This is a genomic window from Bradyrhizobium sp. SZCCHNR1093 (assembly GCF_032381175.1).
Taxonomy (GTDB): domain Bacteria; phylum Pseudomonadota; class Alphaproteobacteria; order Rhizobiales; family Xanthobacteraceae; genus Bradyrhizobium.
Genome location: NZ_JAUHJJ010000004.1, coordinates 338,275 through 350,866, shown reverse-complemented (window position 1 = coordinate 350,866; position 12,592 = coordinate 338,275). Strand labels below are relative to the sequence as shown.

The window sequence follows — 12,592 nt, the reverse complement described above, 5'->3', positions numbered from 1 at the left end:
ATTCTGTTTTAAATCAGAAGTGTGGCCCGGATGCTGCACGTTGACAGTTTTCGGCACAGGTTCCAGGCTTGGGTAGTTCCGTTGCGCATGCATGGGGAATAAGGTGCGAGGTGCGCGGGAGTCTCTTCAACAGGTTACGGCCCGGCTCTGGCGTTCGAGCCGGTAACAAATGAATGGAACAGGGATGTTTGGGGTGAAGCTCGTCACTGCAGCGGCGGCTGCGGTCCTCGTGATGGCTTGTGCGGGCCCGACGCCTGCGCTGGCCGACACGATCGAGGCTGCGCTGGTGCGCGCCTATCAGAACAACCCGCAACTGAACGCGTCGCGGGCTCAGGCTCGTGCGGTCGACGAAGGCGTTCCGCAGGCACTCTCGGGGTATCGGCCGAAGGTCAGTCTGAATGCGACGGCGGGCATTCAGTATACGGATTTGCAAGCGGCACCCGCGACGCCGGCCGCGCACGGCGTGCAGAGGCCGCGAAGCGTCGGCCTGACGGTCAACCAAACTCTCTACAACGGTCAGCAGACGGCAAACGGCGTGCGCAAGGCCGAGGCGAACGTCTCGGCGCAACGCGAGGCTCTCCGCATTCTTGAGCAGCAGGTGCTGCTAGCGGCGGCCACGATCTATATGGACTATCTGCGCGATGCGGCGATCGTCGAGGTCCAGCGCAGCAACACGCGGGTGCTGGAGCAGACGCTCAAGCAGACTCGCGATCGGTTCAACGTCGGCGAGGTCACCCGCACCGACGTCGCACAATCCGAGGCTCAGCTCGCCGCCGGCCGCACGCAGCAGCTCACAGCAGAGGCCCAACTAACGGCGACCCGCTCGAACTTCCGCCGAATCATCGGCAACGATCCCCAGAACTTGGCGCCGGGCTCTCCTGTCGACCGTTACTTGCCGCCGACCCTCCAGCAGTCGGTCGAAACGGCCCTGACGGAAAACCCGAGCGTGACCTCGGCGATGTACGGCATCGACGTCCAGTATCTTGACACGAAGATCAAGGAAGGTGCGCTGCTGCCGACCGTAAACGTCCAGGCTCAGGCTCAGCAGGGCTATGAGTCGAGCCTGCAATCCTATCGTGGGTTCAGCGCGTCGGCTGTCGCCTCGCTGAACGTCCCAATCTACAACGGAGGGGCGGAATATTCGCTGATTCGTCAGTCCAAGGAGTCGCTGGCGCAGCAGCGTCTGGTCCTGGAGCAGACCCGCGATCAGGCTCGCTCCGACGTGGTATCTGCCTGGGGCAAGCTGCTCGCGGGCAAGGCACAGGTGCAGTCGGCACAGGCCCAGGTCTCAGCCTCCGAGATCGCCCTCAATGGTGTCCGCGAAGAGGCCAAGGCCGGGCAGCGCACCACCCTCGACGTGCTCAACGCTCAGCAGGCGCTGGTCAACGCGCGGAATTCGCTGGTGAACGCCCAGCATGACCGCGTGGTGGCATCCTATACGGTGCTTCAGACCGTGGGGCGGCTGTCACCGCAGGTGCTGAACCTGCCGACCACCACCTACGATCCCAGCGTGCACTACCAGCAGGTCCGGGATAACTGGGCGGGTGTACGGACGCCGGATGGTCATTAGTACATTCTTAATATCGACCCTGATCCCTCGGTCCTTGGCCGGGGGATTTTTTTGTGGCACATGCTGTGGTTGTGACGAATGGGCGACGCTTGACAGGCGACCTCCGTGCTCCACCGGGTTCGCGGCCGGCGTTGCTTGCATTCATTTGTTGCCATGACATAGCCTCAAAATGGCCGCCGAACGATTCGGACTGCGTCGGAAGTTCTTCCAAGAATAGACTCCGACATGGGCAGTATCGTTCTGTTGTTTTGCATCGATCAGGCCTTGTCCGGAGACAAGTTGGCATGTCCGTTGAGAAGTCCAAGCCACTTGGGGCCGGCGCCCGGGACTTTTGCGCTGAGCCGGTTCGTACGGCAGCGTTGCTGATTTGGAGTCGGAAATGACGCAGCCTGCGAAGGTCCAAGAACCCTCCATGGAGGAGATTCTGGCGTCGATCCGGCGTATCATTGCCGACGACGAGGGTAAGCCGCCGGCGGCAGACAAGGCCGCCGCGCCGGAGCCGGTCAAGGCCGAGAAGCCGGCGGCCCCGGCAGCGAAGTCGGCGATGAACGACATCCCACCTTCGAAGATCGCCGCTGCGGCTCCCGCCAAGCCCGCACCTCCACCTCCCGCACCGCCGCCAGCGCCTGCGGCCGCCGCGAACAACAACCAGGACGACATTGACGCATTGCTGGCGGGTTTGGATGAAACGACTCCAGTCGCAGAGGTTCGGCCGGTAGCACCCGAGCCCGATCCCGAACCTGAAGTACTCGAGTTGACGGACGACATGGCAGTGGCCCCACCGACTCCCGCTCCAGCGCCAGCCCCCGCCGCGGCATCCTTCCGAAAGGTGGATCCGCGGGACGATATCGAGTTCATCGAGGCCGGGCGGCTCAATCAGAAGGCTGCCAGCTTCGAGTCCCCGTTCGAGCAAGTCACGCCGAAGCAGCCGATCCTGGCCCCATCGACGGTGAACGCCGTCGAATCGGCGTTCAACGCGCTGGCCAATACGGTGCTGAGCAACAACGCCCGGACGCTTGAGGACCTCGTCAAGGAGATGCTGCGTCCGATGCTGAAATCGTGGCTGGATGACAATCTTCCGGCCCTGGTCGAGCGCATCGTCAAGGCGGAGATCGAGCGCGTCTCGCGCGGCCGCTGACGCCAAGACGGCACGATCTCCCGTTCCGTTCTGGAGTGAGCCGCGGCGGGCGGTAGACGCTATCCGTCAATGTTCGCCGCTGCTGTTGACTTGGCGCGCCGCGGCGGCTTTCTAGCCCTGTCAAGCTGATCCCTGCCGGACGGATCGAGAGGGCTCTTCCGGGAGCGCGGTCCGCGGTCGGGCATCAGTCCGAAAACAGCCCAAGCACCAACAGCTTGCGCGAGCTTTTTCAGGTCGTGTCACAAAAGGCCCGGACGAGTTCCGCGACATCCCGAATTGGACAGCCGGCCCCGCGCCGCTGGAAATGCCATGATCGATAAGAATTATCAGCCCACCGATCTCGAAGGTCGCATGTCCCTGGTCTGGGAGGATGCCCGCGCGTTCTCCGCCGGTCGCCCCGATCGGCGCAATGCGGATCCCTTCACCATCGTGATCCCGCCGCCGAACGTGACCGGCTCGCTGCACATGGGGCACGCGCTCAACAACACGCTGCAGGACATCCTGTGCCGTTTCGAGCGCATGCGCGGCCGCGACGTGCTGTGGCAGCCGGGCACCGACCATGCGGGCATCGCGACCCAGATGGTGGTCGAGCGTCAGCTGATGGAGCGCCAGCAGCCCGGCCGCCGCGAGATGGGCCGCGAGAAGTTTCTCGCGCGCGTCTGGCAGTGGAAGGACGAGAGCGGCGGCACCATCATCAACCAGCTCAAGCGCCTCGGCGCCTCCTGCGACTGGGGCCGCGAGCGCTTCACCATGGACGAGGGCCTGTCCAAGGCCGTCGTGAAGGTGTTCGTCGAGCTGCACCGCGCCGGCCTGATCTACAAGGACAAACGGCTGGTCAACTGGGACCCGAAGCTCCTGACCGCGATCTCCGACCTCGAGGTGCAGCAGATCGAGGTCAAGGGCAATCTCTGGTACCTGCGCTATCCGATCGAGGGCACGACGTTCAGCCCCGAGGATCCCACGAGCTTCATCGTGGTCGCCACCACGCGTCCCGAGACCATGCTCGGCGACAGCGCGGTCGCGGTGCATCCGGACGACGAACGCTATCAGCATCTCGTCGGCAAGCGCGTGATCCTGCCGCTGGTCGGTCGTGAGATCCCGATCGTCGCCGATACCTATTCCGATCCTGAGAAGGGCACCGGCGCAGTCAAGATCACGCCGGCGCACGACTTCAACGATTTCGAGGTCGGCCGCCGCCACGGCCTGCCGCAGATCAGCATTCTCGATCGCGAAGGCTGCATCGCGCTGGTCGACAACGAGGACTATCTGCGCGGCCTGCCCGAGGGCTCCGAGGAGTTTGCCAGGGAGTTCCACGGCATCGAGCGCTTTGCTGCGCGCAAGAAGATCCTGGAGCGGCTGGAATCCTTCGGCTTCCTCGAGCGCGTCGAGCCGAACACGCACATGGTGCCGCATGGCGACCGCTCCGGTGTCGTCATCGAGCCGTACCTCACGGACCAGTGGTACGTCGACGCCAAGACCCTGGCGCAGCCGGCGATCGCAGCCGTCAGGTCGGGCGCGACGACGTTCGTGCCGCGCAACTGGGAGAAGACCTATTTCGACTGGATGGAGAACATCCAGCCCTGGTGCATTTCGCGCCAGCTGTGGTGGGGCCACCAGATCCCGGCCTGGTACGGGCCCGACGGCAAGGTGTTCGTCGCCGAGACCGAGGAAGAGGCGGTGTCCAACGCACTCGGCTACTACGTCGAGCAGGAGGTCATCACGGCCGAGCAGGGGCGGGAGATGGCGCTCGACCGCAACAAGCGCGACGGCTTCATCACACGTGACGAGGACGTGCTCGACACCTGGTTCTCCTCGGCGCTGTGGCCGTTCTCGACGCTCGGCTGGCCCGACGCCACGCCGGAGGTGAAGCGCTACTACCCGACCAACGTGCTGGTCACCGGCTTCGACATCATCTTCTTCTGGGTCGCCCGCATGATGATGATGGGCATCCACTTCATGAAGGAGGTGCCGTTCTCGACCGTCTACATCCATGCGCTCGTCCGCGACGAGAAGGGCGCCAAGATGTCGAAGTCGAAAGGCAACGTCATCGATCCGCTCGCGCTGATCGACGAGCACGGCGCCGATGCGCTGCGCTTCACGCTGGCCGCGATGGCGGCGCAGGGCCGCGACATCAAGCTGTCGACCCAGCGCGTCGACGGCTACCGCAAGTTCGCCAACAAGCTCTGGAACGCGAGCCGCTTCGCCGAGATGAACGGCTGCACCGTGCCGGACGGCTTCGATCCGGCCGCTGCGAAGGAGACGCTGAACCGCTGGATCGCCCACGAGGCCGCCGCCGCGACGCGCGAGGTCACCGAGGCGCTGGAGGCGTATCGCTTCAACGACGCGGCCAATGCGATCTACCGCTTCGTCTGGGATGTCTATTGCGACTGGTATGTCGAGCTCTCCAAGCCGACGTTGCTCGGCGAGGACGGCCCGGCCAAAGCCGAGACCCGTGCCATGGTCGCCTGGGCGCGCGACGAGATCCTCAAGCTCCAGCATCCCTTCATGCCCTTCATCACCGAGGCGCTGTGGGAGTCGACCGCCAAGCGCGACAGTCTGCTGACCCTGTCGCCCTGGCCGCACCGCACCGACAGGCCGACGGTCGCCGAGATCGCCGCGCTGTCGGCCGCCAGCTTCGGCGATCCCCTGGTGCCGCCGCTGCTGGTCTCGTTCGACGCCGCCAGCTTCAAGGACGAGGCGGCCGAGGCCGAGATCGGCTGGGTGGTCGATCTCGTCACGTCCATCCGCTCGGTCCGCGCCGAGATGAACATCCCGCCGGCGACTCTGATGCCGCTCGCGCTCGTCGCTGCCTCCGCCGAGACGAGGGAGCGCGCGCCGCGATGGAGCGAGGTCATCAAGCGCCTTGCGCGTCTCTCCGACATCTCCTTCGCCGATACGGCGCCCGAAGGCTCCGCCCAGCTCGTCGTGCGCGGCGAGGTCGCCGCGCTGCCGCTCAAGGGCGTCGTCGATCTCGCCGCCGAGCGCACCCGCCTGGGCAAGGAGATCGCCAAGGCCGAGGCCGACATCGAGCGCGTCGACAAGAAGCTCGGCAACGAGAAGTTCGTCGCTAACGCGCCCGAGGAACTCGTCGAGGAGGAGAAGGAGAAGCGCGAGGCGGCACTGGCCCGCAAGGCCAAGCTTCAAGACGCGTTGTCGCGGCTTCAGGGCGCGTGACGTCGTCCTCTCTCCCTCGTCATTCCGGGGCGATGCGAAGCATCGAACCCGGAATCTCGAGATTCCGGGTCTGGTCCCTTGGGCCATCCCGGAATGACTGCCATGGGCTTAGCGCGCGAACGGCTTGCTCAAAAACCGCGAGCCCTTCAGTCCGAACCGCCAGGGCAGCTCGACGGCCTTGGTGATGCCGATGCGCACGCCGGTGACGACGTCGACATCACCCGCTCGTGCGAACAGCTCGATCGGTAGAGCATCCAGCGCCAGGCCATTATGGGCGATCGTGATCCCCATCGCCTCGGTCAGCTTGCCCGGCCCCGAGCACAGTGTCCTGACATCCTCCAGCCCGCGCCGCTGCCGCATCTCGTCGATCCCGAACGTCGGCTCGATCGCCCGGATCAGGACCGCGCTCGCCGAGCCCTCCACCTCGCAGACGAAGTTCACGCACCAGTGAATGCCGTAGGAGCGGTAGACATAGGCGAAGCCGGGCGGACCAAACATCACCTGGTTGCGCGGCGTCGGGCCGCGGAACGAATGCGCCGCCGGGTCGGTGTGATGATAGGCCTCGACCTCGACGATGGTTCCGCCGACGCCGTCGACCAGAAAGGTCGCCCCGATCAGCTCCGGCGCCACCGCGAGCACCTCGCGGGCGAAGAACGCCCGCGTCAGCCGTTTGGCCGCGCCATGCCGCCGGGGCCGTGAAACCCCGGGGGCTTTTGCCGGTTTTTGCGCCATTCTTGAGGAAATCCGCCGTGATGAGCGCTGTTCCGCGCTGCCCATATCTGCCATGCCCTGGTATCGTCGGCCAGCCGGTTGCGGCGCGCCGCGGCACGGAATAGCTAGGGCGCAACAGAGGTTTGTGCGAATCCCATGGTCACCATCGTCGACACGCTCTCGAACACGCCGCTGCGCCCGCGCCACCCCGAAAAAGCGAACCGGCCGGACTCGATCTCGCCGGCCAAGCCTGCCTGGATCCGGGTCAAGGCGCCGACCACCCGCGGCTATGCCGACACCCGCAACATCGTGCGCGAGAACGGCCTCGTCACCGTCTGCGAGGAGGCCGGCTGCCCGAACATCGGCGAGTGCTGGGACAAGAAGCACGCCACCTTCATGATCATGGGCGACACCTGCACGCGGGCTTGCGCCTTCTGCAACGTCAAGACCGGCCTTCCCGCCGCGCTCGACGCCGGTGAGCCCGAGCATGTCGCGGAAGCGACCTTCAAGCTCGGCCTGGCCCACGTCGTCGTCACCTCCGTCGACCGCGACGATCTCGCCGACGGCGGAGCCGGCCATATCGCCGCGACCATCCGTGCCATCCGCGCGAAATGTCCGACCACCACGATCGAGGTGCTGACCCCGGACTTCCTGCGCAAGGACGGCGCGCTGGAGCAGGTCGTCGCGGCCAAGCCCGACGTCTTCAACCACAATCTCGAGACCGTGCCGTCGCGCTACCTCTCGGTCCGTCCCGGCGCGCGCTACTTTCACTCGATCCGGCTGCTGCAGCGGGTCAAGGAGATCGATCCGACCATCTTCACCAAGTCCGGCATCATGGTCGGCCTGGGCGAGGAGCGCCACGAGGTGCTGCAGGTGATGGACGACCTGCGCTCGGCGGAGGTCGATTTCCTCACCATCGGCCAGTATCTGCAGCCGACCAGGAAGCACCACGCCGTGATGCGCTTCGTCACGCCGGAGGAATTCTCCGGCTACGAGACCGTCGCCTATACCAAGGGCTTCCTGATGGTGTCGGCGAGCCCGCTCACGCGCTCCTCGCACCATGCCGGCGAGGACTTCGCCAAGCTGAAGGCCGCGCGCGAAGCGATCGCGCGCTGATCGAGACCAGATGCCGAGATTTTCCAACAAGCGCCGCGTCGCGCATACGGCCGAGCAGATGTTCGACCTCGTCGCCGATGTCGAGCGCTATCCCGAATTCGTGCCGCTGTGCGAGAAGCTGGTGGTGCGCCAGCGTAGCCAGAAGCCCGATGGCACCGAGGTCGTCGTCGCCGACATGACGGTGTCGTTCAAGCTGGTGAAGGAGACCTTCACCAGCCGGGTTACGCTGGATCGGGCCAAGCGCAACATCCTGGTCGAATATGTCAGCGGGCCGTTCTCCAGCCTGGAGAACCGCTGGAGCTTTGAGCCGCGCGAGCAGGGCGCCTGCGAGGTGACGTTCTTCATCGCCTACGAGTTCAAGAGCCGCATGCTGGCGATGCTGATGGGCTCGATGTTCGACACCATCTTCGCGCGCATGTCGGCGGCGTTCGAAAAGCGCGCGGATGCGATCTACGGCCGCAAGCCGGCGGTGTCGTCGACGTAAGTCCTTGCCAATCCCTGCCGATGGTAGACCACGGCCGGCGCCCCAACCTCAGCTGTCATCCCCGCGAAGGCGGGGATCCATGGCCACAGGATGCGGTGTGGCTGCACCCGCGAAGTTCCAGTCTCGTCTCACCATAGCCGCCGCGGAGTATGGGTCCCGGGTCGGCGCCTCCGCGACGCTCTGGCTTGCCCGGGACGACAGCGTGAGGACGCTCCTCGTCATCTCACCCCGCGCGTTCCGAGTGCGAAGCCCGAGCGCTTTCCTTCCTATCCACGTCTTCAAACAGCTGCTCCGCGACATCGTCGCGGAGTCGTTCTGATCGCGGACACGTCGCGCCGGCGATCGAAACTACGCCGCCTGCACGGCGCTCAAAAAGTCCTTCACCTTGCCGCGCAGCTCGTCCGCGTGCTTGGCGAGCTGGCCGGCCGCGCCCAGCATCTGCCGCGCGGCGCCGCCAGCTGATTCCACGGTCTGGCTGACCGAGCCGATGTTGGTGGCGACCTCGCGGGTGCCGCTGGCGGCCTGGCTGACCGAGCGGGCGATCTCCTGCGTCGCGTGGCCCTGCTGGTCGACCGCGGTCGCAATGGTCTTGGCGATCTCGCTGATCTGGCCGATGGTGCCGCCGATGCCCTGGATCGCGGCCACCGTGTCGCTGGTGGCGCGCTGCATCGCGCTGATGTGGGCTGATATCTCGTCAGTCGCCTTTGCGGTCTGGCTCGACAGGCTCTTCACCTCCGAGGCGACCACGGCGAAGCCGCGGCCGGCATCGCCGGCGCGCGCCGCCTCGATGGTCGCGTTCAGCGCCAGCAGGTTGGTCTGGCTCGCGATCGCATTGATCATGTCGGTGACCGCGCCGATCTTGGCTGCGGCGTCCGCGAGGCTGTTGACGAGATCGTTGGTGCGCGAGGACGCCTCGACCGCTTCGGCTGCGATGGTTGAGGAGGTCGCGACCTGGCGGTTGATCTCGCTGACCGAGGTCGAGAGCTCCTCGGTGGCGCCGGCCACCGACTGCACGTTGGACGATGCGGAGTTCGAGGCGGAGGCGACCAGCGCCACGCGCTGCGCGGCCTGGTCCGCCGTGGTCGTCAGCGACGCGGCCGTCGTCTCGACTTCGCGCGAGGCGCCAGAGATCGCATTGGCGATGGCGCCGACGCTGGTCTCGAAATCCTTGGCGATCTGGTCCAGCGCGCGCTTCTTCTCCTCGCGTGCGGCGACGAGGTCGGAAAGATCGCGGCGGAAGCTCATGACGTAGGTCTGGCCCTCGACCTGGGTCGGCACCAGCGTGATCTGCACCAGGGCCGGGCTGCCGTCGGCGCGCTTGGTGGTCCACTCGAACGTCGCGTGGCCCTCGCGCCTGGCCTTGGCATCCATCTCCTTCACCACGTCGGCGGAGCGCTTGCCACTGGGCTGAAACTCCGGCGCCATGGTCGCCGGCGAACGCGACAGCAAGTCCTGCTTGCTGCGGAAGCCGCCGAAGCGAACCGCGGTCTCGTTGCAGGCGATGATCTTGCCGTCGGACATCACCAGGATGGCGTCGCGATGGCGTTCGAACAGCTCCGTCATCAGGAGGTTATGCGTGCGATCAGCCGACTTGCCGGAGAAGAAAGCCATGGGGTCCCGAATCCACTGTCAGAGAAGAATGCGCGAGACGTAGCAGGACAAAATTAACCAAAACCTTTAGGCCGTGGAGGGGCGAGCGATAATGGTCGGCGATCGCGGTCCGGACGGTGAGGGACGGCATCCAGCGGGCACGCAGCCGCATCCTCCGCGGCGCAATCACGCCCGGGCTGTGCATCTCGATCGACCCTCTGAAATCACGAGGGCGCAGGGAATGCCGGGTGCTGGCCGCAACCCATGGCCCGCCTGCAACAAAAAGCAGGCGGCAGTCACCACAGGTCCAGCCGACATCCGGCATTCCCTGCGCGATGGTCTTCACGTTTATACGCAGTCTCCCCGGGGACCGGGCTGTCTTGCCCCCGTGACCGGCGGATCATCATCTCCACCGGCGTGACACCAGCATCGGGGTGCCAGGACGCTGCGACTTCACGTCCGCCAAGAGCCGTTCGTCCGCACGTCATCAGACGTGCTGCGGCCCATCGGCGGCCATCGCCTCCCCACCTCGCGTGTCGTGACGATCGCGATACGCCCCTCGTGTCGAGGCGGGATGACGAGAGGGAAGCATGAATTCTGGAAAATAGAAACGAGAATATTTTCGTCGGCAGGACTGGACAGTGAGTCGGACATTGAACGGATTGAGGAAATCAGTGTCTTGGCGCACGCCCTCGCGATGCGCTTCGATCGCAGCAAGGCACCGGAGGCGGGCTCTCCGCTATTCCGCACGCCAGCTGATTCGCCCGACGGGTCGGCTAGGATGATGCTCGACGTGGTGCCCAATGATTGGAACAATGCCGACAATCCCCAATGACGAACCATCGGTCTGACCCTGCGTCAGCCAGAGAAGAAAGCAAGCAATGTTACTCTCCCATCTCTACGACGAAGTGCTCGTCTATGCGACAAGGCTGCACCGGACCCAATTGAGAAAGGGCAGCAACGTGCCCTACATCGCGCATCTGCTGAGCGTCTCCAGCCGCGTGCTGTCGGCGGGCGGCAGCGAGGTGCAGGCTATCGCGGGACTGTTGCATGACGCCGCCGAGGACCAGGGCGGGCAGGCCACGCTGGATGAGATCCGCCGGCGTTTTGGCGATCGCGTCGCCGGGATCGTCGCGGACTGCACGGATTCCTGGGGCGATCCGAGGCCGGCCTGGCGCCCGCGGAAGGAAGCCTATCTCGCCCGGCTGCCGCTCAAGCCGGCGTCATCGCTGCTGGTCTCGCTCGCTGACAAGGTTGACAACGCGGAAGCGATCGCGAGCGACCTTGATGAGGTGGGCGACGTCGTGTGGCAACGCTTCACCGGTGGAAGGGATGGGACGATCTGGTATTACCGCACGCTGAGCCGGATTTTCGATGAGGCTCTGCCCGGACCGTTGGCGCGGCAACTTGCGCGGACCGTCGGTGCTTTTCCCTCCTGACCAGATCGGGCAAGGCGCTTGCCCGCCTCGCACCGGATTCGATGATGACAACCTCAGGGCGATCAGCTATAGAGCCGGCCATGATCACCGTCGCTTCCCATCGTTTTGGTCGCATCACGCACCGTAGCTCGCTGGCGGCGGGAGGATCGCGCTCAATCTGACGATTTGCAGCAAATGATCCGATCAGCCGCCAGAACCTGGCGGCTTTTTTTGTTGCCGGCAGGTTCTTCATTTGAAGGGGAGCCCGCCATGCCGAGCACGACCGACGATCCGAGGGGCAGCGCCATCGAGGAGCGAACTCCGCTCCATCATGTGCTGCGTTTCCAGGAACTCGACGAGCGGCGCCGTGGTCCCTCGGCGAGCCATCCCATCTCGCCCAAGCCCGGCGCCGAGATCTACTACTTGGCGCGACCGGCGCCTGATCAAAGCTGCGCCGAGCTGCAGCCAGTGTCATTGCTGCGGCTCTGGTGGAAGCGCTGGCGCGAGCGCGGTCGCTTCGCCCGGGAGTTGCCGTGGATCGCCGACGAGGTGCTGCAGGACTACGGCCTGACACGCGACGAGGCGCGGCGGCTGTGCCGGCGCCCGTTCTGGCGCGCATGAGAGCGACGCGGCGGAACGCAGGTTCTGCCACGGATCCTACTTGCCCAGCTTCTCGGAGAAGAACCTGACGACCTGGGCGTCAAACTCTCGGTGAAACGCCGCGCGGTCGAAATCCGCAGGCGTATCAGCACAGATGCGCGGGACGGCGGCCGCGAGCTCCGCGGAGCACGGCGCGAGGAAAGCAAAATGCGCGGCGGGCACGGTGTGGACCTCGGGCGTGCCGGGAAGGCTCGCGGTTACGCGGGCGGTCCCTTCCGGATCGACCCCGTTGCCGCCGAGCTCCGAGCGCCAGACCTGGAGGGGAATCTTGATGCTCGCGAGATTTGCTCGCGTGAATCCGACCGTGTGGGCGGCGTCGGCCAGCACGGCCGCCTTGATCCTCTCGTCGTGCGGCCAGCTTCTGGGAAACTCGCCATTGCGGACCTGCTCGCAGAACGGGTTCTGTTGCGTGCAGTAGTGCGCCACCCTTTGAAAGTCCGGGTCGACGCCGGCGAGAACGGTTCCGGTGTAGCCACCGCGCGAAAAGCCGAAGAAGCCGATACGGTCCGGATCAATCGCGGCTCTGCTTGTCCAATCGTTCAACATGAAATCGATCAGATGCATCATGTCCTGCGGCCGTGAGAGCCAGACCGACAGGCTGTCGCGCAGCGCCAGGTCGCCGACACTGTCGCCGGGATGGTTGATCGCCGCGACGATGAATCCCGCGTCCGCCAGCGCTTCCGCAACATCGTGGTTTCCACCGATCCAGCCGCCGCGCCCGTGGGACATGA

12 protein-coding genes are annotated in these 12,592 nt (G+C 65.4%); 8 read left to right on the top strand and 4 right to left on the bottom strand.

Annotated elements, in window-relative coordinates; genetic code table 11:
• Window positions 1-184: 184 nt before the first annotated feature.
• The 3 genes from QX070_RS16260 (at window position 185) to QX070_RS16250 (ending at window position 5,882) form a co-directional block, all read left to right on the top strand.
• Window positions 185-1,570 (top strand): TolC family outer membrane protein, encoded by a 1,386-nt coding sequence (locus QX070_RS16260; RefSeq protein WP_315738029.1) that lies wholly within the window; start codon window positions 185-187, stop codon window positions 1,568-1,570.
• Between the two features lie 379 nt (window positions 1,571-1,949).
• On the top strand, window positions 1,950-2,708 hold the full coding sequence (locus tag QX070_RS16255; RefSeq protein WP_315738028.1) for a DUF2497 domain-containing protein: 759 nt from the start codon (window positions 1,950-1,952) through the stop codon (window positions 2,706-2,708).
• Between the two features lie 309 nt (window positions 2,709-3,017).
• Window positions 3,018-5,882, top strand: a complete 2,865-nt coding sequence (locus QX070_RS16250; protein ID WP_315738027.1) for a valine--tRNA ligase — start codon at window positions 3,018-3,020, stop codon at window positions 5,880-5,882.
• Window positions 5,883-5,990: 108 nt separating this feature from the next.
• Here QX070_RS16250 and QX070_RS16245 read toward each other — a convergent pair whose 3' ends face one another.
• Window positions 5,991-6,614, bottom strand: a complete 624-nt coding sequence (locus tag QX070_RS16245) for a DNA-3-methyladenine glycosylase (protein ID WP_315738026.1) — start codon at window positions 6,612-6,614, stop codon at window positions 5,991-5,993.
• Window positions 6,615-6,749: 135 nt separating this feature from the next.
• Between QX070_RS16245 and lipA the strand changes: the two genes are divergently transcribed.
• Both lipA and QX070_RS16235 read left to right on the top strand, forming a co-directional pair.
• Window positions 6,750-7,709: a lipoyl synthase gene (lipA, locus tag QX070_RS16240; RefSeq protein ID WP_315738025.1), complete on the top strand. Its 960-nt coding sequence runs from the start codon at window positions 6,750-6,752 to the stop codon at window positions 7,707-7,709.
• Between the two features lie 10 nt (window positions 7,710-7,719).
• Window positions 7,720-8,193 carry a type II toxin-antitoxin system RatA family toxin gene (locus QX070_RS16235; RefSeq protein WP_315738024.1) on the top strand — a complete coding sequence of 158 codons (474 nt, stop codon included), beginning with the start codon at window positions 7,720-7,722 and terminating at the stop codon, window positions 8,191-8,193.
• A 348-nt stretch (window positions 8,194-8,541) separates the two neighbouring features.
• Here QX070_RS16235 and QX070_RS16230 read toward each other — a convergent pair whose 3' ends face one another.
• Together QX070_RS16230 and QX070_RS16225 are read right to left on the bottom strand one after the other, a co-directional pair.
• Window positions 8,542-9,804: a methyl-accepting chemotaxis protein gene (locus QX070_RS16230; RefSeq protein WP_315738023.1), complete on the bottom strand. Its 1,263-nt coding sequence runs from the start codon at window positions 9,802-9,804 to the stop codon at window positions 8,542-8,544.
• Complete coding sequence (locus QX070_RS16225; protein WP_315738022.1) at window positions 9,776-10,129, bottom strand: hypothetical protein; 354 nt, start codon at window positions 10,127-10,129, stop codon at window positions 9,776-9,778. The genes QX070_RS16230 and QX070_RS16225 overlap by 29 nt, the downstream gene beginning before the upstream one ends.
• Window positions 10,130-10,357: 228 nt before the next feature.
• Here QX070_RS16225 and QX070_RS16220 point away from each other — a divergent pair, with 228 nt between their 5' ends.
• The 3 genes from QX070_RS16220 to QX070_RS16210 all read left to right on the top strand — a co-directional run bounded on the left by QX070_RS16220 (window position 10,358) and on the right by QX070_RS16210 (window position 11,822).
• Window positions 10,358-10,618, top strand: a complete 261-nt coding sequence (locus tag QX070_RS16220) for a hypothetical protein (protein ID WP_315738021.1) — start codon at window positions 10,358-10,360, stop codon at window positions 10,616-10,618.
• A 46-nt stretch (window positions 10,619-10,664) separates the two neighbouring features.
• Window positions 10,665-11,222, top strand: a complete 558-nt coding sequence (locus tag QX070_RS16215; protein WP_315738020.1) for an HD domain-containing protein — start codon at window positions 10,665-10,667, stop codon at window positions 11,220-11,222.
• A 249-nt stretch (window positions 11,223-11,471) separates the two neighbouring features.
• Entirely contained in the window at window positions 11,472-11,822 is a 351-nt protein-coding gene (locus tag QX070_RS16210; RefSeq protein WP_315738019.1) for a DUF1127 domain-containing protein, read from the top strand.
• A 36-nt stretch (window positions 11,823-11,858) separates the two neighbouring features.
• Here QX070_RS16210 and QX070_RS16205 read toward each other — a convergent pair whose 3' ends face one another.
• On the bottom strand, window positions 11,859-12,590 hold the full coding sequence (locus QX070_RS16205; protein ID WP_409997700.1) for an alpha/beta hydrolase family protein: 732 nt from the start codon (window positions 12,588-12,590) through the stop codon (window positions 11,859-11,861).
• Window positions 12,591-12,592 lie beyond the last annotated feature (2 nt).

What these genes read in the sequence shown, in the direction of transcription:
- QX070_RS16260 (WP_315738029.1), top strand. Translation starts at nt 185, where the DNA reads ATGTTTGGGGTGAAGCTCGTCACTGCAGCGGCGGCTGCGGTCCTCGTG.
- QX070_RS16255 (WP_315738028.1), top strand. Translation starts at nt 1,950, where the DNA reads ATGACGCAGCCTGCGAAGGTCCAAGAACCCTCCATGGAGGAGATTCTG.
- QX070_RS16250 (WP_315738027.1), top strand. Translation starts at nt 3,018, where the DNA reads ATGATCGATAAGAATTATCAGCCCACCGATCTCGAAGGTCGCATGTCC.
- QX070_RS16245 (WP_315738026.1), bottom strand. Translation starts at nt 6,614, where the DNA reads ATGGCGCAAAAACCGGCAAAAGCCCCCGGGGTTTCACGGCCCCGGCGG.
- lipA (WP_315738025.1), top strand. Translation starts at nt 6,750, where the DNA reads ATGGTCACCATCGTCGACACGCTCTCGAACACGCCGCTGCGCCCGCGC.
- QX070_RS16235 (WP_315738024.1), top strand. Translation starts at nt 7,720, where the DNA reads ATGCCGAGATTTTCCAACAAGCGCCGCGTCGCGCATACGGCCGAGCAG.
- QX070_RS16230 (WP_315738023.1), bottom strand. Translation starts at nt 9,804, where the DNA reads ATGGCTTTCTTCTCCGGCAAGTCGGCTGATCGCACGCATAACCTCCTG.
- QX070_RS16220 (WP_315738021.1), top strand. Translation starts at nt 10,358, where the DNA reads ATGACGAGAGGGAAGCATGAATTCTGGAAAATAGAAACGAGAATATTT.
- QX070_RS16215 (WP_315738020.1), top strand. Translation starts at nt 10,665, where the DNA reads ATGTTACTCTCCCATCTCTACGACGAAGTGCTCGTCTATGCGACAAGG.
- QX070_RS16210 (WP_315738019.1), top strand. Translation starts at nt 11,472, where the DNA reads ATGCCGAGCACGACCGACGATCCGAGGGGCAGCGCCATCGAGGAGCGA.
- QX070_RS16205 (WP_409997700.1), bottom strand. Translation starts at nt 12,590, where the DNA reads ATGTCCCACGGGCGCGGCGGCTGGATCGGTGGAAACCACGATGTTGCG.